The 19035-nt window shown below is 71.1% G+C and carries 15 protein-coding genes and 1 pseudogene; 15 read left to right on the forward strand and 1 reads right to left on the reverse strand.

Features of this window, described 5'->3' with window-relative positions; genetic code table 11:
- Positions 1–82: 82 nt before the first annotated feature.
- The 15 genes and pseudogenes from ACEQ2X_RS18495 (at position 83) to ACEQ2X_RS18565 (ending at position 17397) form a co-directional block, all read left to right on the forward strand.
- Complete coding sequence (locus ACEQ2X_RS18495) at positions 83–448, forward strand: NADH-quinone oxidoreductase subunit A (RefSeq protein WP_370327333.1); 366 nt, start codon at positions 83–85, stop codon at positions 446–448.
- A pseudogene (locus ACEQ2X_RS18500) lies at positions 439–951 on the forward strand (NADH-quinone oxidoreductase subunit B family protein); the annotation flags it as partial. The gene ACEQ2X_RS18495 and the pseudogene ACEQ2X_RS18500, both read left to right, overlap by 10 nt.
- 191 nt (positions 952–1142) lie before the next feature.
- Positions 1143–1802, forward strand: coding sequence for an NADH-quinone oxidoreductase subunit C (locus ACEQ2X_RS18505; protein ID WP_370327334.1), 660 nt, complete (start codon positions 1143–1145; stop codon positions 1800–1802).
- A gap of 11 nt (positions 1803–1813) precedes the next feature.
- Positions 1814–3175 (forward strand): NADH-quinone oxidoreductase subunit D, encoded by a 1362-nt coding sequence (locus ACEQ2X_RS18510; protein ID WP_370327335.1) that lies wholly within the window; start codon positions 1814–1816, stop codon positions 3173–3175.
- 100 nt (positions 3176–3275) lie between these two features.
- Positions 3276–4163, forward strand: a complete 888-nt coding sequence (locus ACEQ2X_RS18515; RefSeq protein WP_370327336.1) for an NAD(P)H-dependent oxidoreductase subunit E — start codon at positions 3276–3278, stop codon at positions 4161–4163.
- On the forward strand, positions 4163–5506 hold the full coding sequence (gene nuoF / locus ACEQ2X_RS18520) for an NADH-quinone oxidoreductase subunit NuoF (protein WP_370327337.1): 1344 nt from the start codon (positions 4163–4165) through the stop codon (positions 5504–5506). Before ACEQ2X_RS18515 ends, nuoF begins: the two co-directional genes overlap by 1 nt.
- Positions 5499–7946, forward strand: coding sequence for an NADH-quinone oxidoreductase subunit G (locus tag ACEQ2X_RS18525; protein WP_370327338.1), 2448 nt, complete (start codon positions 5499–5501; stop codon positions 7944–7946). The genes nuoF and ACEQ2X_RS18525 overlap by 8 nt, the downstream gene beginning before the upstream one ends.
- Positions 7946–9334 carry an NADH-quinone oxidoreductase subunit H gene (locus ACEQ2X_RS18530; RefSeq protein WP_370327339.1) on the forward strand — a complete coding sequence of 463 codons (1389 nt, stop codon included), beginning with the start codon at positions 7946–7948 and terminating at the stop codon, positions 9332–9334. Before ACEQ2X_RS18525 ends, ACEQ2X_RS18530 begins: the two co-directional genes overlap by 1 nt.
- Positions 9335–9336: 2 nt before the next feature.
- Positions 9337–10014, forward strand: a complete 678-nt coding sequence (gene nuoI / locus ACEQ2X_RS18535; protein WP_370327340.1) for an NADH-quinone oxidoreductase subunit NuoI — start codon at positions 9337–9339, stop codon at positions 10012–10014.
- Positions 10015–10078: 64 nt separating this feature from the next.
- Positions 10079–10846, forward strand: coding sequence for an NADH-quinone oxidoreductase subunit J (locus ACEQ2X_RS18540; RefSeq protein WP_370327341.1), 768 nt, complete (start codon positions 10079–10081; stop codon positions 10844–10846).
- Positions 10843–11160 (forward strand): NADH-quinone oxidoreductase subunit NuoK, encoded by a 318-nt coding sequence (gene nuoK / locus ACEQ2X_RS18545; protein ID WP_370327342.1) that lies wholly within the window; start codon positions 10843–10845, stop codon positions 11158–11160. Before ACEQ2X_RS18540 ends, nuoK begins: the two co-directional genes overlap by 4 nt.
- Positions 11160–13130 carry an NADH-quinone oxidoreductase subunit L gene (gene nuoL, locus ACEQ2X_RS18550; protein WP_370327343.1) on the forward strand — a complete coding sequence of 657 codons (1971 nt, stop codon included), beginning with the start codon at positions 11160–11162 and terminating at the stop codon, positions 13128–13130. Before nuoK ends, nuoL begins: the two co-directional genes overlap by 1 nt.
- Positions 13131–13133: 3 nt before the next feature.
- Positions 13134–14642, forward strand: a complete 1509-nt coding sequence (locus ACEQ2X_RS18555; protein WP_370327344.1) for an NADH-quinone oxidoreductase subunit M — start codon at positions 13134–13136, stop codon at positions 14640–14642.
- Positions 14639–16360, forward strand: a complete 1722-nt coding sequence (locus tag ACEQ2X_RS18560; RefSeq protein WP_370327345.1) for an NADH-quinone oxidoreductase subunit N — start codon at positions 14639–14641, stop codon at positions 16358–16360. Before ACEQ2X_RS18555 ends, ACEQ2X_RS18560 begins: the two co-directional genes overlap by 4 nt.
- Positions 16360–17397 (forward strand): polyprenyl synthetase family protein, encoded by a 1038-nt coding sequence (locus ACEQ2X_RS18565; RefSeq protein ID WP_370327346.1) that lies wholly within the window; start codon positions 16360–16362, stop codon positions 17395–17397. Before ACEQ2X_RS18560 ends, ACEQ2X_RS18565 begins: the two co-directional genes overlap by 1 nt.
- 199 nt (positions 17398–17596) lie before the next feature.
- Here the strand turns inward: ACEQ2X_RS18565 and ACEQ2X_RS18570 are convergent, their stop codons facing one another.
- On the reverse strand, positions 17597–19012 hold the full coding sequence (locus ACEQ2X_RS18570) for a DUF2252 domain-containing protein (protein ID WP_370327347.1): 1416 nt from the start codon (positions 19010–19012) through the stop codon (positions 17597–17599).
- Between the last annotated feature and the right edge of the window lie 23 nt (positions 19013–19035).

Below are 19035 nucleotides of genomic sequence, written 5' to 3' on the forward strand. Positions count from 1 at the left end.
GCAGGTCGACCCCGGGCACGCAGACTGGTGGCCCCACTGCGCCGGTGAGCCCCGATCCCGACCGAGGAAGTGAGTCGCAGAAGTGCTGGTTGAGTACCTGCCCATCGCGCTGCTCTTCGCCGTGGCGACGGTCTTCGTCGTCGCGAGCGTCCTGGTCTCCGCGAAGCTCGGGCCCAAGAACCCCAACCCGACGAAGAGCGCCGCCTACGAGTCCGGCATCCTGCCCGACCCCGAGACGGCGGTTGCCGGCCAGCGCTTCCCGGTGAAGTTCTACCTGGTGGCGATGCTGTTCATCATCTTCGACGTGGAGGCCGTCTTCGTGTACCCGTGGGCGACCGTCCTGGGCGAGCTGTCCTGGTACGGGCTCGCGGTGATGGGCGTGTTCCTCGCGCTGCTGCTCGAGTCGTTCTTCTACGTCGTGCGGAAGGGGGGTCTCGAGTGGGAATAGAGTCGAAGCTCCCCAACGGCGTCCTGCTGACCACGGTCGAGAAGCTGATCGGCAACGCCCGGGCCGGCTCGCCGATGCCGCTGACCTTCGGCCTGGCGTGCTGCGCGATCGAGATGATGACCACCGGCGGCGCCAACTACGACATGGCGCGCTTCGGCATGGAGGTGTTCCGCCCCTCCCCCCGACAGGCCGACCTGATGATCGTCGCCGGGCGGGTCAGCCAGAAGATGGCCCCGGTCCTGCGGAACCTCTACGACCAGATGGCGGACCCGAAGTGGGTCATCGCCATGGGCGTGTGCGCGTCCTCGGGCGGCATGTTCAACAACTACGCGATCGTCCAGGGCGTCGACCACGTCGTCCCGGTCGACATGTACGTCCCCGGCTGCCCCCCGCGCCCCGAGCTGCTGCTCGACGGGATCCTGAAGCTGCACGACAAGATGCGGAACGAGCAGCTCGTCGAGCGCCCGCGCGAGGGCGAGTCGATGGCGGACTTCCGGAAGCGGACCGGCTGGGTCGACGGCGAGACCGTCGAGGAGCCGGACATGACCGCACCGGCGCTGCACCGGATCATGCCGAAGGAGGCCGTCGTCGGCGGCCGCTCCTCCCGCTCGGACGTGGTCCTCGAACGCCAGCGCCTGCAGGCCCAGGGCAAGCCCGGCTCGTCGTGGGCGGTCCTCGACGGGGACGACGCCCGATGACCGGGTCGGAGACCACCGGACAGAGCGAAGGCCTGAGCGGCGCCTACACCGAGGGTCGCGAGGACACCGCCGGGGCGTCCGGTCTGTCGCTGCAGCTCCAGGAGCTCCGCGAGGTCCTGACCGACGCGCTGCCCGGCACCCGCGCGACCGAGCACCGCGGCGAGCTGACCCTCGAGGTGGCGCCGGAGGCGCTGCTCGACGTCCTGACGTTCTGCCGCGACGACGAGCGGGTGTCCTGCGAGCTTCTGAGCGACCTGTCGGCCGTGCACTGGCCCGGCGGCCTCATCCGGGAGAACCTGCAGGAGACGACCGGCTGGCCGGAGTTCACCGAGGAGGTCGCGGAGGGCCGCTTCGACGTCAACTACGTCCTGCGGTCGGCCACCCTCCACCACTGGTTCCGGGTCCGCGTCCGGGTGCCGGACGCCGAGGGCTCGTCGCTGCCCAGCGCGGCCGGGTTGTGGTCGTCCGCGGTCTTCATGGAGCGCGAGGTCTACGACATGGCGGGGATCATCTTCGACGACCACCCCGGGCTCACGCGGATCCACATGCCCGAGGACTGGGTGGGCCACCCCCACCGCAAGGACTACCCCCTCGGCGGGGTGGAGGTCATGTACAAGGGCAAGACGATCCCGCCGCCCGACGAGCGCACGTACTGAGGCACGAGCACATGTCTGACACCAACACCCCGGGCGGCTGGGCGGACGAGACCGAGGACGTCACGCCGGCGCGCACCGGCACCCTCGAGCCCCACGGCGGGGAGTACACCGTGTCCGCGGTCGGCGAGTGGCAGAACCTGCCCGACGCCGTCGAGGACGACCTCATGGTCATCAACATGGGGCCCCAGCACCCCTCGACCCACGGGGTGCTGCGGATGGTCCTGACGATGGACGGCGAGACCGTCGTCGACAACCAGCCGGTGATCGGCTACCTGCACACCGGGATCGAGAAGAACACCGAGTACCGCCCCTGGACCCAGGGCGTCACGTTCGTGACGCGGATGGACTACCTGTCCCCGCTGCACAACGAGCTCGGGTACTGCCTGGCCGTCGAGAAGCTCCTCGGCATCACCGACCAGGTGCCCGAGCGCGCCCAGGCGATCCGGGTCATCATGACCGAGCTGAACCGCGTCGCCTCCCACCAGATCGCGATGGCGACCACCGGCATGGAGCTCGGCAGCACCTCGGCGATGATCTACGGGTTCCGGGACCGCGAGGACATCCTCGACATCTTCGAGTTCGTCACCGGCCTGCGGATGAACCACGCCTACATCCGGCCCGGCGGCGTGTCCCAGGACGTCCCCGAGGACTTCGTCGAGCGGGCCCGCCAGGTCGTCGCGGGCACCCGCACGCGGATCGGCGAGTTCGAGGACCTGATCACCGAGAACCCGATCTGGCAGGAGCGCAACGTCGGCGTCGGGATCCTGACCCGCGAGCAGTGCCTCGACCTCGGCGTCACCGGGCCGGTGCTCCGCTCGACCGGGCTGGCCCACGACCTGCGGAAGACCCACCCCTACTGCGGCATCGAGCAGTACGACTTCGACGTCCCCACCACCGACACCTGCGACTGCTACGGCCGCTACCTGGTCCGCATCGAGGAGATGCGCCAGTCGCTCCGCATCGTCGAGCAGGCCCTCGACCGGCTGCCCGGCGGCCCGGTGATGGTGCAGGACAAGAAGATCGGCTGGCCCGCCCAGCTGGCCCTCGGCCCCGACGGCCTGGGGAACGCGAAGGAGTACATCGGCAAGATCATGGGTCAGTCGATGGAGGCCCTGATCCACCACTTCAAGCTGGTGACCGAGGGGTTCGAGGTGCCGAGGGGAACCGCCTACCAGGCCGTCGAGAGCCCCCGCGGGGAGCTCGGGTACCACGTGACGTCGAGCGGGACCAACATGCCCTACCGGGTCCGCGTCCGGGACCCATCCTTCATCCACATCGGCGCGATCGGCGCGATCACCCGCGGCCTGCTGGTCGCCGACGTCATCGCGGCCGTGGCGAGCCTCGACCCGGTGATGGGTGGCGTCGACCGGTGACGGTCGCGAGGTCGCAGAGACCGGTGACGGTCGCGAGGTGCGCAGACCGGTGACGGTCGCGGGTGATCGTCACCCGCTCAGAACTCAGGAGTCCGACAACGTGTTCTCACCCGAGAATCGAGAGAAGGCCGAAGGCCTGGTGGCCCGCTACCCGGTCAAGCGCAGCGCGCTCCTGCCGCTGTTGCACCTGGTGCAGCACCAGGACGGCTACGTCTCCGACGACGGCATCGCCGAGTGCGCCGAGCTCCTCGACCTGACCAAGGCCGAGGTGGCCGCGGTCTCGACCTTCTACACGATGTACAAGCGCGAGCCGATGGGCCGCCACCTGGTGAGCATCTGCACGAACTTCGCCTGCGCCGTGCGCGGCGGCAAGGCGGTCTACGACCGGGTCAGCGAGCACCTCGGGGTCGGACACGACCAGACGACCGAGGACGGCACGATCACGCTCGAGCACGCCGAGTGCCTCGGCAACTGCGAGGGCGCGCCGCTGATCAGCGTCGACTACATCAACTACGAGATGGTCGACGTCGACGAGGCCGTCGAGCTCGTCGACCGGATCCGCGCCGGCGACGTCCCCGAGCCGACCCGCGGCATGATCCCCCCGGGCGTGCGCGAGGCCTCGCACCGCCTGGCCGGCATCGGCCCGATCGACCCCGAGGGCCCCGGCCAGCGCCTGGGCCTCGCCACCGCTGAGCACGGCGCCGTGCCGCAGCCCGACGTGGGTCCCGGCATCGCCCCGACGATCGTCGCCTTCACCCCGCCGGGACGGAACGGGCAGCAGCCCGACGAGGTGCCCGCGCAGGACGCCGGCGGCGTCGACGACCTCGGGACCCAGGAGTCCGTCGAGGAGGCCGCGGCCGCAGAGGGCGTGGACGCCGAGCGCGTCGCCGAGGAGGCCGCGCCGAGCGGGAGCGACCCCGCGGTCGAGGGGACCGAGGCGGAGGGCGCCGACGACGCCGACACCACCACCGACGAGGAGGGCCGCTGATGCCGCAGGTGAAGGTCCTGTCCCAGCGCTACGACCAGCCCGACGCCCACACCCTGGAGGGCTACACCCGCACCGGCGGGTGGGAGGCGCTGCGCACGGTCCTCGACTCCGACCCCGCGGCCATGCGGGACGTGGTGAAGGACTCCGGACTGCGCGGCCGCGGCGGCGCCGGCTTCCCGACGGGCCTGAAGTGGAGCTTCGTCCCCCAGGACACCGGCAAGCCGATCTACCTGGTGGTCAACGCCGACGAGTCCGAGCCGGGCACGTTCAAGGACCGCGAGCTGATGGAGCGCGACCCGTTCCAGCTGATCGAGGGGATCATCTGCAGCGCCTACGCGCTCAACAGCCCGCGCTCGTTCATCTTCATCCGCGGCGAGTACCTGTTCCCCGGCATCCGGATCGAGGAGGCGCTGGCCGCCGCCTACGCGAACGGGTACCTCGGCGAGGACATCCTCGGCTCGGGCTTCAGCCACCACATCACCCTCCACTACGGCTCGGGTGCCTACATCTGCGGTGAGGAGACGGCCCTGCTCGAGGCCCTCGAGGGACGCCGCGGCCAGCCCCGGCTGCGACCGCCGTTCCCCGCCGTCGCCGGGCTGTACGCCAGCCCGACGGTGATCAACAACGTCGAGTCGATCGCCGCCGCCGGCCACATCATGCTGCACGGCGCGAACTGGTGGAAGCAGTGGGGGCCCGAGCGCTCCCCGGGCACCAAGCTGTTCTGCGTCTCCGGCGAGGTGGTGCGGCCGGGGAACTACGAGTACCCGATGGGCACCCCCGCCCGCGAGATCATCGAGGACGCCTGCGGCGGCATGCTGCCGGGCCGCTCCCTGCGGTTCTGGACCCCGGGCGGGTCGTCGACCCCGCTGCTCACCGACGAGCACGTCGACATCCCCATGGACTTCGACTCGATCGCCCAGGCCGGCTCGATGATGGGAACCGGCGCGATGCAGATGTTCAGCGACAAGACCTCCGTGGTCGAGGCGACGCTCAACTGGATGCGCTTCTACGAGCACGAGTCGTGCGGCAAGTGCACGCCGTGCCGCGAGGGGACGTTCTGGGTCGGCCAGATCCTCGAGCGCATCCTCGCCGGGCGGGGCATGGCCGAGGACCTCGACACGCTCGCGGACATGTGCGACAGCATCCTCGGCCGCAGCTTCTGCGCCCTGGCCGACGGGGCGGTGTCGCCGCTCGCCTCGTCACTCAAGTACTTCCGGGACGAGTACGAGCACCTGATCGCCCACGGGCGCCTGCCCGAGCACCTCGAACCGCGGGCGCCGGCGATCGCCGACAACGCCCAGAGCGACCGACCGCGGATGATGGTGGGGGTGGGACATGTCTGAAGGTGCAGAGGACCTGGTCACGCTGACGATCGACGGCACCGAGATCGCCGTCGAGCCCGGCACGCTGGTGATCCGCGCGGCCGAGCAGCTCGGCATCGTGATCCCGCGCTTCTGCGACCACCCGCTGCTCGACCCGGTCGCCGCCTGCCGGCAGTGCCTGGTGGAGGTCGAGGGTGCCCGCAAGCCCACGCCCGCCTGCTCGGAGGTGGTCCGCCCCGACATGGTCGTGCGGACCCAGGAGGTCAGCGAGCTGTCGCGGGCCTACCAGGAGTCCCAGATGGAGCTCCTGCTGGTCAACCACCCCCTCGACTGCCCGCAGTGCGACAAGGGCGGGGAGTGCCCGCTGCAGGACCAGTCGCTCCGGAACGGCACCGCCGACTCCCGGATGTGGGACAAGAAGCGCGTCTACACCAAGGCGCTGCCGATCAACGCGAAGATCTCCCTCGATCGCGAGCGCTGCGTGCTCTGCGCCCGCTGCACCCGGTTCGCGAAGGAGATCTCCGGTGAGCCGTTCATCGAGCTGTTCGAGCGCAGCGCGCTCGAGCAGGTGGCGATCTACGCGGACAAGCCGTACGACTCCTACTTCTCGGGCAACGTCGTCCAGATATGCCCGGTCGGCGCGCTGACCTCGAACAGCTACCGGTTCAAGGCGCGCCCGTTCGACCTCCGCCGCGTCCCCGGCATCGCCTACCACGACGCGTCGGGGGCGAACATCCGCCACGACGTCCGGCGCGGCCGCATCGAGCGGGTCATGGCCCGCACGAACCTCGCCGTCAACGACGCCTGGATCGACGACAAGACCCGCTACGGCTACGAGTTCGTGCACAGCCCCGACCGCCTGACCGACCCCCTCGTCCGGGGTGAGACCGGGGCCCTCCACCGCGCGTCGTGGGTGACCGCCGTGCAGCGCGCCGCGGACGCGATCGCCGCGGTCGACCCGGGGAAGGTCGCGATCCTGACCGGCGGACGCCTGACCGACGAGGACGCGTACGCGGTCAGCCGCTTCGCCCGCGACGTGGTCGGCACCGACCACGTCGACTTCCGGACCGATCCGCACGCCGACGACCTGGCGGTCCTGCCGACGCTCGCCGCGACCACCGACGTGACCTACCAGCGCGTCGAGGAGGCGCCGACGGTCGTCATCGCCGGGCTCGAGCCCCACGAGGAGCTGCCGACGCTGTTCCTCCGGCTCCGCAAGGCGTGGCGGCGGCGCGGCCAGAAGATCGTCGTCGTGGGGCCGGTCCTCGGCCGCCTCGAGGAGATCGCCTGGCAGTGGATCCCCACCGCACCGGGTGGGGAGGCCGACGTCCTGGCCGCGCTCGCCGACCGGTCCGCTGACGCCCTCGACCCGATCACCGACGTGCTCGGCGCCGACACCGTCGTGCTGGCGGGGGAGCGGCTGAGCGCCAGCCCCGGCGCCCTCCCGGCGGCCCGCGACCTCGCCGAGGGCCTAGGCGCCGGGTTCGCCTGGGTGCCCCGCCGCCCCGGTGCCCGCGGCGCGGTCGAGGCCGGCCTCATGCCGGGCACGCTGCCCGGCGGACGGCCGCTCGACGCCCCCGGGCCGGTCGCCGAGGTGTGGGGTCGCGTGCCCGACGCCCCTGGCCGCGACGCCGCCGGCATCCTGGCCGACGTCGCCGACGGGACCATCGAGGTCCTCTGGCTGATCGGCGTCGACCCCGTCACCGACTTCGCCGACCCGGCGCTCGCCCGCCGGGCGCTCGAAGCTGCGGGGACGGTCATCGCGACCGACCTGTTGCCGACCGAGTCGGTCCGCCGTGCCGACATCGTGTTCCCGGCCGCCGCCCCACCGGAGCGGGTCGGCTCGTTCACCAACTGGGAGGGACGGCGCCAGGCCTGGCCGCAGGCCGTCGGCGCGGTCGGCCAGACCCTCCAGGACTGGGACGTCATCCGCCAGGTCGCCCGCGCGATGGGCACCGACCTGGGCTGGGAGACCGCCAACGACGTGCGCCGCGAGGCCGCGCCGCTGATGGCCGCCACCGACGAGCGCGGCCCGGCCACCCGTGTCGACGACTCGGGCGACGGGGCCCCGCAGCGCCGCTCTGCCGAGCCGACCGCCGACCACCCGCTGCTCAGCGTGGCGGTGCCGTTCCTCCTGCAGGGCGGCACGATGCTGACCGGCGCCGAGGAGCTCGCGGCGGGCGCCCCCCCGCACCGGGTCTGGGTCAACCCCCAGGACCTCGGCCAGGGCGGTGCGCTGGCCGGTGCGGAGCTGGCCGACGGCCAGGTCGTCACGGTCACGGGTCCCGACGGGGCCGTCGACCTGCACCTGCACCTGACGCCGTCGGTCGCTCCGGGCACGGTGGTCGTCCCCACCTCCACCCGCCTGGACCTCGGACCCGGCAACCCGCCGGTCGCGATCAGCGCCAGCGCCGCCGTCCCCCACCCGCCCGAACCCGACGTGCCCGCAGGAGACGCCTGATGCTCCCAGTCGATGCCATCACCGACGGGTGGGACCTCCTCATCGTCCTGGCCGTCGTCGTCGTGGGGTGGGCCTACTTCCTCCTCTCCACGGCGGTCCTGATCTGGGCCGAGCGGCGGATCGTCGCCCGCATGCAGTCGCGCCTCGGCCCGAACCGGCTCGGTCCCTGGGGCATCCTGCAGACGCTGGCCGACGGCGCGAAGTTCTTCTTCAAGGAGGACATCCTCCCGAAGGGCGTCGACAAGCCGGTCTACTTCGCCGCCCCGCTCGTCAGCGCCATCATCGCGATGGTCACCTTCGCGGTGATCCCGATCGGCGGCGACTTCGCCCTCGCCGGCCGCGACATCAGCCTGCAGATCTGGGACCCCGAGATCGGCATGCTCTGGCCCCTCGCCACGGGGTCGCTCGCCGTCTACGGCATCGTCCTCGCCGGGTGGTCGTCTGGCTCGAAGTACCCGCTGCTCGGCGGGGTCCGGTCGTCGGCCCAGATGATCTCCTACGAGCTGTCGATGGGCCTCGCGGTCGGCGCGGTGTTCATCTACACCGGCTCGCTGCGGGTCAGCGACATCGTCGCCGCCCAGCAGGGCAGCCTGATCACCGACTCGATCCCGATCCTCAACCTGATCCCCGCCTGGCACCTCGTGCCCATGTTCCCGGCGTTCGTGCTGTTCTTCATCGCGGCGACCGCGGAGATCCAGCGCCCGCCCTTCGACCTCCCCGAGGCAGAGGGCGAGCTCGTCGGCGGGTTCAACACCGAGTACTCGGCTGCCAAGTTCGCGATGTTCTTCCTCGCCGAGTTCATGAACGTCATCACGATGAGCGCCATCATCGTCACGATGTTCCTCGGCGGGCCGTCCGGGCCGGTGCCCGCCGGCGACGGCTGGCTGGCGACCACCGCGCAGATCGTGCTGCCGATCGTGTACTTCACCGCGAAGGTCTGGGTCTTCGTCTTCATCTACATCTGGATGCGCGGCTCCCTGCCGCGCTTCCGCTACGACCGGCTGATGACGCTCGGCTGGAAGGTGATGCTGCCCCTCGGCATCGCCTGGGTGTTCCTGACCGGCTTCGCGGTCGTCATCCGCAGCTGGGCCCGCACCGTCGACGACCCGCTGCCGACCCTCGGCACGTGGGCGGCGATCATCATCGGCGTCGCGGTGCTGCTGTACCTGGTCTCCCCCCTCTTCGCGAGCCGTGAGGACGCCGAGGTCGAACCGGCCGCCGGCAGCGGCGGCAGCGGCGGTGGGGGCGGCGGCTCGCCGGTGCGCACCGACCCCGGCACGGCGCCCGGGGGCTCCCAGGTGACCGAGCCCGGCCGCGCCGACGACGCCCACGACCTCCCCGACGACGATGCCGACGTCGACACGTCCCGACCCGCGGGAGTGACCTGATCATGTTCAACGCCCTCCGCAAGGGCTTCGGTCTGACCTTCAAGACGATGTTCAGACCGGTGTCCACCGTCCAGTACCCCGAGGTGAAGCGCGCCACCCAGCCGCGCTTCCACGGACGGCACGTGCTGAACCGCCACCCCGACGGGCTCGAGAAGTGCGTCGGCTGCGAGCTGTGCGCGTGGGCCTGCCCGGCCGATGCGATCTTCGTCCAGGGTGCCGACAACACCCCGGACGCCCGCTACTCCCCGGGTGAGCGCTTCGGCGTCGACTACCAGATCAACTACCTGCGCTGCATCTTCTGCGGGCTGTGCATCGAGGCGTGCCCGACCAGGGCGTTGACCATGTCGAACGAGTACGAGCTCAGCCAGGACTCGCGCGAGGCGATGATCTTCACGAAGGACCAGCTGCTCGCCCCCCTCCCCGAGGGCGCCCAGCCGACGCCGCACACCGACGCCGAGGTGGCCGCGCGCGGTCTCGAGTACTACGAGCACAACTTCGCCGGGCAGCTGCCGCTGGTCTCGAAGGCCGAGGGCTACCGCTCGGACCCCCGCCGGAAGAAGCCGGGCGACGGACGGCTGCTCGCCGCCGACCCTCCCGCGAACCCGGTGACCAAGCCGGAGGACGCGATGGAGGCCGGGGTCGACCCCCGCGACGACGGCGACGACGAGGTCATCGCATGAGCGCGTCAGCGGTCATTGGACAGGCCGGGGGGAAACCCCGGTGCGCGAGCACGGGGGTTGGGCGATGAGCGCGGCGCTGCTGGCGCAGGCCGCCGACGCGGCGCAGACGACCTCGTCGGGGGCCGCGGAGTTCTGGCTCTTCTGGATCCTCGCGCCGCTGTCGCTCGCCGCTGCGCTGGCGGTCGTCATCCTGAAGAACCCCGTCCACGCCGCGCTGATGCTGGTCGTGAACTTCTTCACGTTCGCGGTGTTCTACGCGATCCTCGAGGGTCAGTTCCTCGCGACGATCCAGGTGATCGTCTACGCCGGCGCGATCATGATCCTGTTCCTGTTCGTGCTGATGCTGCTCGGCGTGGACCGCGAGACCGAGCTGGGGCCAGGGCGACTGCGCGGGCAGAAGGTCGCCGCGATCCTGCTCGGCGCCGGCCTGTTCGTGGCGCTGACCGGCACGATCGCCGGGCCGTACATGGGCACCGACTCCGCCTGCAACCGCTCGGAGCAGGTGACGGCTGCGGTCGCGGAGGAGGGGGCGGACGCCCAGCCGTGCGCCGGCCTCGAAGAGGTCAACGCGGCGGAGTCAGGCGGGAACGTGCAGGGCATCGGCCGCCTGCTGTTCACCGACTACGTGTGGCCCTTCGAGGTGACCAGCGTCCTGCTGGTCATCGCCGCGATCGGTGCGATGGTGCTGGGGCGCCGGACCGACTCCCTGGCCGACCTGGTCGACGTCGGCGAGGCCGAGCCCCCGGGCTCGACCCCCGAGCTGGTCCACACCACCACACCCGCGCCCGACGGCGCGGACGACCCGACGTCGACAGACGAGGAGGCCACGTGAGCCCCGAAGCCGGCATCCCGGCCGGGTACTACCTGCTGCTGGCCGCCGCTCTGTTCTCCATCGGCGTGGTCGGCGTGCTGATCCGCCGGAACCTGATCGTGATCTTCATGTGCATCGAGCTCATGCTGAACGCGGTCAACCTGACCCTGGTCGCGTTCAGCCGCCTCAACGGCAACCTCGACGGGCAGGTGCTCAGCTTCTTCGTGATGGTGGTCGCCGCCGCCGAGGTCACCGTCGGCCTCGCCCTGATCGTGAACCTCTTCAGGCTGCGCGCCTCGATCGACGCCGACGACGCCGACAGGCTGCGCGCGTGATGGGCACCTCCGCACTGGTCCTGGCCGCCGAGGGTGGCGCCGAGCCGTTCAGCCACGTCATCACCGACGCCGGCGTCGCCGCGATCGACCTGGCCTGGCTCATCCCGGTCGTGCCGGCGGTCATGGCCGGCATCCTGCTGATCGCCGGCCGCCGCCTCGGCCGGCTGTCCTCCGGGCTGGCCATCGGCGCGATGGGCTACGCCCTGACCCACGCCGTCCTCATCTTCCTCCACCTGTCGGGCCAGCCCGAGGGCGACCGGACCTTCGTGGTCGAGGTCGCGCAGTGGCTCGACATCGCCGGGTTCACCGTCGACTGGTCGCTGCTGGTCGACCCGCTCAGCGCGGTCATGCTGTTGCTGGTCACCGGCGTGGGGCTGCTGGTCCACATCTACTCGCTGGGCTACATGGCCCACGACGAGCGGTACGAGCGGTTCTTCGCGTACCTCAACCTCTTCGCCGCCTCGATGCTGGTCCTGGTCCTGGGCGCGAGCTTCCTCACCCTCTTCGTCGGGTGGGAGCTGGTCGGGCTCAGCTCCTACCTGCTGATCGGCTTCTGGTTCGAGAAGCGCGAGTACGCCGCCGCGGCGAAGAAGGCCTTCGTCACGAACCGCATCGGCGACGTCGGGTTCATGATCGCGATGTTCGTCCTGTTCGCGACGTTCGGGTCGCTGAGCTTCGACGAGGTCCTGCCCCAGGTCGGCACCGCCGCCGGCGGCACCCTGGTCGCCGTCTGCCTGCTGCTGCTGGTCGGCGCGACCGGCAAGAGCGCCCAGATCCCGCTGTACGTCTGGCTGCCCGACGCGATGGCCGGCCCGACGCCGGTCTCGGCGCTGATCCACGCCGCCACGATGGTTACTGCGGGCGTCTACCTGATCGCCCGCTCGTCGCCGCTGTTCGAGGCCGCCGCCGCGACCTTCGACGTCGGCTTGGTCGTCGCCTGGGTGGGCGGCGCGACCGCGTTCGTCGCGGCGGCGATCGCCTGCGCGCAGGTCGACCTGAAGAAGATCCTGGCCTACTCGACGGTCAGCCAACTCGGCTACATGTTCATCGGCGTCGGCGTCGGCGACCACACCGCCGGCATCTTCCACCTGCTGACCCACGGCTTCTTCAAGGCCCTGCTCTTCCTGGCCGCCGGCTCGGTCATGCACGCCATGGCCGACGAGACCGACATCCGGCTGATGGGCGGGCTGGCCCGGAAGCTGCCGATCACGGCGATCACGTCGTTCGTGGCCGTCCTCGCCATCGCCGGCTTCCCGTTCCTCAGCGGCTACTTCTCGAAGGAGGAGATCCTCGCGTCGGCGGCCGAGACCGCCGGCGGGGAGCTGATCTGGATCCTCGGCATCGGGGTCGCCGCGCTCACCGCCTTCTACATGACCCGGTGGTTCATGCTGATCTTCCTGGGCGACCGGCGCTGGCCGGACGGCGTCCACCCGCACGAGTCGCCGCTGTCGATGACCCTCCCCCTCGGCGTCCTCGCGGTGCTGTCGGCCGTCGGCGGGGTGATCAACCTCAGCCCGGAGGACGGCTGGCTGCACGGGTGGCTGGCCGGCACGGTCGCGCCGTTCGAGCACGTCGAGACCTGGATCCCGGTCGGCCTGCACGTGCCGGCTGCGCTCGCGGCGTTCGCGGTCGGCGTCGTCGGGGCCTTCTTCATGTACCGCGCGGTCGACATGGGGACCGTCGGGACCGGCGCCGGCCTGGTCGGCATCGCCCGCCGCAAGTTCTACGTCGACGAGGCCTACGAGCTCGTCACCGTCCGCAGCGGCGGTGCGCTCGCCAGGGGCTTCGCCCGCGCCGACCGCGGGGGGATCGATGGCCTGGTCAACGGCGCCGCCGGCCTGACCCGCGGCGTCGCCGGGTTGCTGCGCCGCACGCAGACCGGCTACGTCCGGTCCTACGCCCTCGGCATCCTCGCCGGCACCGCGTTCCTCGGCGTCCTGGTCGCCGCGGCCTACCTGGGAGGTTCGTAGACCGTGGACGTCGGACTGCTGACCGCGCTGATCGCCGTGCCCGCGGCGTTCGCGGTCGTCCTCGCCCTCCTCAGCCCCCGCGACACCGCGCAGCTCCGCCTCGTCTCCCTCGCCGGGACCGTCGTCACCCTCGTGCTGGCCGTGGTCCTGGTCGTCCAGTTCCAGGTCGGCGAGGCCGGCTTCCAGCTGGAGGAGTCCGTCGAGTGGATCCCCCAGTGGGGCATCACCTACCGCCTCGGCGTCGACGGGATCAGCCTGCTGCTGGTGGTGCTGACCGCGGTGATCATGCCGCTCGTCGTCCTCGCGGCCTGGGAGCAGACCGAGCGGGCCAAGGGCTTCCACCTGGCGCTGCTGACCCTCGAGTCGGCGCTGATCGGGGTGTTCCTCGGCCTCGACCTGCTGCTCTTCTACGTGTTCTTCGAGGTCATGCTGGTCCCGATGTACGCGCTCATCGGCGTGTGGGGCGGGGCCAACCGCCGCTACGCGTCGGTCAAGTTCTTCCTGTACACGCTGGTCGGCGGCCTGTTCATGCTGCTCGGGATCCTGTACCTGAGCTTCTCCGCCGGCGGGACGTTCGACTACGACGCGATCATGGCCCTCGACCTGACGCGGACCGAGCAGATCTGGCTGTTCTGGACCTTCTTCATCGCCTTCGCGATCAAGTTGCCGCTCTTCCCCCTCCACACCTGGCTGCCGGACGCCCACACCGAGGCGCCGACGGTCGGCTCGGTGGTCCTGGCGGCGGTCATGCTGAAGATCGGCGGCTACGGCTTCCTGCGCTTCAACCTGCCGCTGTTCCCCGAGGCCACCGAGCTGTACGCCGGCCCGATCCTCGCGGCTGGTGTCATCGGCGTCCTCTACGGGGCGCTGGTCGCCATGGTGCAGACCGACGTCAAGCGGCTCGTCGCGTACTCGTCCGTCGCCCACCTCGGGTTCGTGGCGATCGGCATCTTCGCGCTGCAGCCGACCGCGGCCGGCGGCGCGGTGGTGCAGATGGTCAACCACGGCCTGACCACCGGGTGCCTGTTCCTGCTCATCGGGTTCATGTACGAGCGGACGCACTCGCGGATGATCGCCGACTACTCGGGCCTCATGAAGTCGACGCCGGTGTTCGGCGGGCTGTTCCTGTTCGCCGTCATGTCGTCCATCGCCCTGCCCGGCCTGAACGGCTTCGTCGGCGAGTTCCCGATCCTCATCGGCACCTACCAGACCGTGCCGTGGGCGGCGGTCGCCGCCGCCTTCGGCGTGATCTTCGCCGCGCTGTACCTGCTGTGGGCCTACCAGCGGATGTTCCACGGACCGGTCGGTGGGCACGCCGCGACCATGACCGACCTGACCCCGCGCGAGGTGGCCGTCGTCGCGCCGCTCCTCGTCCTCATGCTGGTGATCGGGCTGTACCCCAAGCCGCTGTACGACCGCGTCACCCCGTCGGTCGAGCAGGTCCTGACCCAGGTGGAGGCCGACCTCGCCGCCGCGGGTGCCGGTGACGACGTCTCGGAGGCATCTGAGTGACCGTCCTACTCGCACAGATCGGCGGGGGCGTGACCATCCCCGACTTCCCGTGGGGGGCGCTGAGCCCCGAGCTGGTGCTCTTCGGCGTCGGCCTGCTCGCCCTGCTGCTCGACACCGCCGGCAAGGACAAGCTGCAGGCGTCGTTCCTGATCGGCGGCGTGATCCTCGCGTGCTGCGGGATCGCGTTCTGGCAGAACTCCGGCGACCCCGACAGCCAGGTCCCGCTGCTGGCCGGCCTGGTCGCGCTGGGCGCCGTCCTGCAGTTCGCCCTGACCGGGCTGTGGCAGGACCGGCCCCGCACGCTCGGGGCGATCCTCGCCTTCCTCGGGTTCACCGCGGCGCTCGGCGTCAGCATCTGGCAGTGGACGGTCTACGACGGGCTCCTCGCCTCCTCCGCCGATCCCCAGCAGCTGTTCGTCGGCACCGACAGCTTCCTCGGCGGCATGGTCGCGATGGACGGCGTGGCGCTGTTCACCCGGTTCACCGTGTGCCTCGCCGGCATGGCGGCGATCCCGATCGGCTTCGCCTACTTCGAGGACCGCCAGATCCACCGCGGCGAGCTCTACCCGCTGCTGATGTTCGCGGCGACCGGCATGACCCTCCTCGGGTCGGCGAACGACCTGATCATGGTCTTCATCGCCATCGAGATCCTGTCGCTGGCCCTGTACATCCTGAGCGGCTTCGCCAAGCGGGACCTCGTCTCCCAGGAGTCCGCGCTCAAGTACTTCCTGCTGGGCGCCTTCTCCTCCGCGATCCTGCTCTACGGCATCGCCCTCACCTACGGGGTGACCGGCTCGACGAACATCCCCGAGGTCGGCGCCGCGCTGTCGTCGCTGTCGACCCCGACGGGGATCGTCATCGCCGCGCTGGTGCTGATGCTCGTCGGCTTCGGCTTCAAGACCGCGCTGGTCCCGTTCCACTTCTGGACCCCCGACGTCTACCAGGGCGCCCCGACGCCGGTCACCGGCTTCATGGCCGCGGCGACGAAGGCCGCGGCGTTCGCCGCGTTCATCCGCGTGTTCGTCGGCGCCCTCGCCCCCCTCGAGCTGACCTGGGGACCGGTCGTGACCGGCATGGCCGTCGTCACGATGCTCGGCGGGGCGGTGCTCGCCGTCGTGCAGCGCGACGTCAAGCGGATCCTGGCCTACTCCGCCATCGCCCACGCCGGCTACGTCGCCATCGGGCTGGTGTCGCTCGGGTCGGGCTCGGACCGCGTCGGCCGCGAGGCCGTCAGCGCGATGCTGCTGTACCTGCTGATCTACACGTTCATGTCGATCGGCTCCTTCGGCGTCGTCGCGCTGTTCGAGCGCCGGGTCCGGAAGGTCCTCACCCTCGACGACCTGCGCGGGCTCGGTCGGCGCTACCCCGGCCCCTCCATGGCGATGGGCCTGTTCCTGCTGGCCCTCGCCGGCATCCCGGGCACCGCCGGGTTCACCGCCAAGTTCGCGGTGTTCCGCGCCGGCATCGAGGCGGGCCAGTACGCCCTGGTCGGCGTCGCCGTCGTGTCGAGCGTGATCGCCGGCTTCTTCTACCTGCGGATCCTCGCGTCGATGTTCGTCGAGGAGGAGACCGAGCTGTCCCGCTCGCTGGCCGACCCGACCCACTCCGGACCGGCGATGGCCGGCCTCGGCATCGCCGCAGCGGTCGTCGTGGTCCTCGGCGTGGTGCCCGGCGTGATCGTGAGCCTGGCGGAGCAGGCAGGTACGTTCGCGTCCTGATGGCGATCTCCGGGCAGGCCTTGGAGGACCTCACCGCGCGTGGGGCCGAGCGCGGCGTCGACCTCCGACCCGGGCTGCTGGCCGTCGAGGCGCAGATGCGCGAGACGGTCATCAGCGCGAACCCGCTGGTCGACGACGCCGCGCACTACCTCTCCGACGCGGGCGGCAAGCGGTTCCGGCCGATGCTGGTGATGCTGTGCGGCATGGCCGGCGGTGCCCAGCCGACCCATCCCGACCTGGTGTCCGCCGGTGTCATCGTCGAGCTGGTGCACCTGTCGACGCTGTACCACGACGACGTGATCGACGCGGCCGACACCCGCCGCGGCATCGCGTCGAGCCACGTCAAGTGGTCGAACACCGTCGCGATCCTGACCGGCGACTTCCTGCTGGCCCGGGCCTCGGAGCTGTCCGCGACCCTCGGGGTGGAGGTGACCCGCATCATGGCGCGGACGATCACCGAGCTGACCGAGGGGCAGATCCTCGAGGTCCAGGGGTCGCTCGACGCCGCGGTGCACGGCGCCCGCCGGATCGAGCCCGACCGGGCGCACTACCTGGACGTGATCGACGGCAAGACGGCGTCCCTCATCCGGTCGTCCTGCCGGCTCGGGGCGCTGCTCAGCGGGCAGGCGCCGTCGGCGGTGGAGGCGCTGACCCGCTTCGGCCACCACCTCGGCTATGCGTTCCAGCTGGCCGATGACGTGCTCGACATCGCCTCGCCGTCCAGCGACTCGGGCAAGGTGCCGGGGACGGACCTCCGCGAGGGCGTCCACACCATGCCGGTGCTGCTCGCCCTCGAGGTCGAGGGGGCCGACTCCCCGCTCGCCGGGCTGCTCGCCGACCCGACGGAGGCCAACGTGGTCAAGGCCCTCGAGGTGCTGCGCGGCCACGAGGGGCTCGAGTCCGCCCGCCGCCTGGCCCGCGCCGAGGCCGCGAAGGCGAAGGAGGCGCTGGAGGGGCTGGACCTGGCGCCGGCGTACGACGCGGTCCTCGACGGCCTGGTCTACCTCACCGACTACGCCGCCGACCGCGCCGGCTGAGGGTCGGGGTCCGGCGCGCGTGGTGGTGGTGGACCGTGCGACCGTGCCCCCAGATCTGAGGGGCGGTTCTGCCGGTGCGGCCACGGCTCGGATCTGAGCGCCGGCGCGCATGGTCGTGCTCTGTGATCTGAGAGCTGGTTCCGCGGGCGTGGCCGCGGCTCAGATCTGAGCGTCGGCGCGCGTGACCGGCGTGCTCCCGCTACCGGTAGACCACGTCGATGGTGCGGAACGCCCCGAGGGCGTGGTCGGCCCGGAAGTGCTCGTGGTCGCGGCGGATGCGGTCGGTCGCCTCCTCCGCGAAGCGGATGATGTCGTCGACGAACAGCTCGCGGGGGCTGATCGCCGCCAGGATCGCCGGCTCGACGTCGTGGTCCACCTCGCCGGTGTCGTCGCTCATCGCGTGGGCGTGGGCCAGGGTGCGGCCGCAGATCTCCGCGTAGTCCTTCCACTCCGAGGTCGACAGGTCGTCGAGGTCGATGTCCTCGCGGTACGGGGCGCGCTCCCGGCTCATGAAGCTGCGCCCCTCGAAGTCGACGTGGCCGTAGAACACGTCGCCGCGGACCAGCTGCACGCCCTGGGCGTGGGCGATCCTGGCGCCGTGGCCCTGCTCGGAGGCGTCGATGCCCAGCTCGGTCGGCGGGACCAACCCGGCGAGCGCCGATCGGCGGGCCTGCTTGAGCTCGATGATCAGGTCGTCCGTGCCGTCCGCCAGCGGCCCCTCCACCATCAGGTAGTAGCGCGCCAGGCCGAGGGACGCGGTCCCCGCACCACGGCGCATCGCGACGTCCTTGACCCGCAGCTCGCCGGCCCGGGCCGGCACGTCGATGTCGTTGTCGGCGACCAGCCGGTGGAGCACCTCCTGGAACTCCTCGGTCCGGCTGGTGACCTTGACCAGCTCGTCGTCGTCGTTGCGGAACCCGCGCCGGTACTCGTCCTGGTGGTCTGAGGCCAGCCACTCCGAGCGGTCCTGCAGCGCGTCCGCGATCAGGTCGGCGATCAGGGGCGGGGCGGTGTCCAGGCGCAACTGGCGCTCCTGCTCGCCCCCGTCGGTGGAGAACCCCTCGATCCCGTCGATGTAGCCGCGCACGAACCGGCGGGCGATCTTCCGCCGCTTCTTGCGGCCCTTCCCGCCCTCGACCTCGGCGCCGATCATGAACCCGACCGCTCCCCGCTTGAGGTCCCAGGTGAACGGCGCGTAGTAGGCCTCGTCGAAGTCGTTGACCCCGAAGATCGGGACGTCGTCGGCGCTCGGCATCACTCCGAAGTTCTCCGGGTGGACGTCGCCCAGGGTCAGCACCGTCGGCATCCACGCGTCCTCGCCGGCGATGTCCCGGTAGAACAGCAGGCTGGTGCCCCGGAAGAACGAGTAGAGGGATCCGGCCAGCTTCTCGAACTTGGCCTCGGCGTCGTCCGAGGAGGTCGCGATCCGCTCGGTGTGGTCCTCCCGCAGCGTCTGGCGGACGTGCAGCCGCCGGTCGTGCCCGGACAGGTGGCGGGGGAGGGCGACGTGCTGGCCCTCCGCCCGAGCCCGCGCGAGATCCCGGAACGCCTCGAAGCGGGAGCCCACCTGCGGGCCGCCCGCACCGCCACCGCCGTGCTCGTCATCGTCTGCCATGTCCGCTGCTGCTCCTCCTCCGC

Source organism: Euzebya sp., assembly GCF_964222135.1.
Classification (GTDB): Bacteria; Actinomycetota; Nitriliruptoria; order Euzebyales; family Euzebyaceae; genus Euzebya.

Excerpts from the sequence above, each read along its gene's own strand:
- ACEQ2X_RS18505 (WP_370327334.1), top strand. The coding sequence starts at position 1,143 with ATGACCGGGTCGGAGACCACCGGACAGAGCGAAGGCCTGAGCGGCGCC.
- ACEQ2X_RS18510 (WP_370327335.1), top strand. The coding sequence starts at position 1,814 with ATGTCTGACACCAACACCCCGGGCGGCTGGGCGGACGAGACCGAGGAC.
- nuoF (WP_370327337.1), top strand. The coding sequence starts at position 4,163 with ATGCCGCAGGTGAAGGTCCTGTCCCAGCGCTACGACCAGCCCGACGCC.
- ACEQ2X_RS18525 (WP_370327338.1), top strand. The coding sequence starts at position 5,499 with ATGTCTGAAGGTGCAGAGGACCTGGTCACGCTGACGATCGACGGCACC.
- ACEQ2X_RS18530 (WP_370327339.1), top strand. The coding sequence starts at position 7,946 with ATGCTCCCAGTCGATGCCATCACCGACGGGTGGGACCTCCTCATCGTC.
- nuoI (WP_370327340.1), top strand. The coding sequence starts at position 9,337 with ATGTTCAACGCCCTCCGCAAGGGCTTCGGTCTGACCTTCAAGACGATG.
- ACEQ2X_RS18540 (WP_370327341.1), top strand. The coding sequence starts at position 10,079 with ATGAGCGCGGCGCTGCTGGCGCAGGCCGCCGACGCGGCGCAGACGACC.
- nuoL (WP_370327343.1), top strand. The coding sequence starts at position 11,160 with ATGGGCACCTCCGCACTGGTCCTGGCCGCCGAGGGTGGCGCCGAGCCG.
- ACEQ2X_RS18565 (WP_370327346.1), top strand. The coding sequence starts at position 16,360 with ATGGCGATCTCCGGGCAGGCCTTGGAGGACCTCACCGCGCGTGGGGCC.
- ACEQ2X_RS18570 (WP_370327347.1), bottom strand. The coding sequence starts at position 19,012 with ATGGCAGACGATGACGAGCACGGCGGTGGCGGTGCGGGCGGCCCGCAG.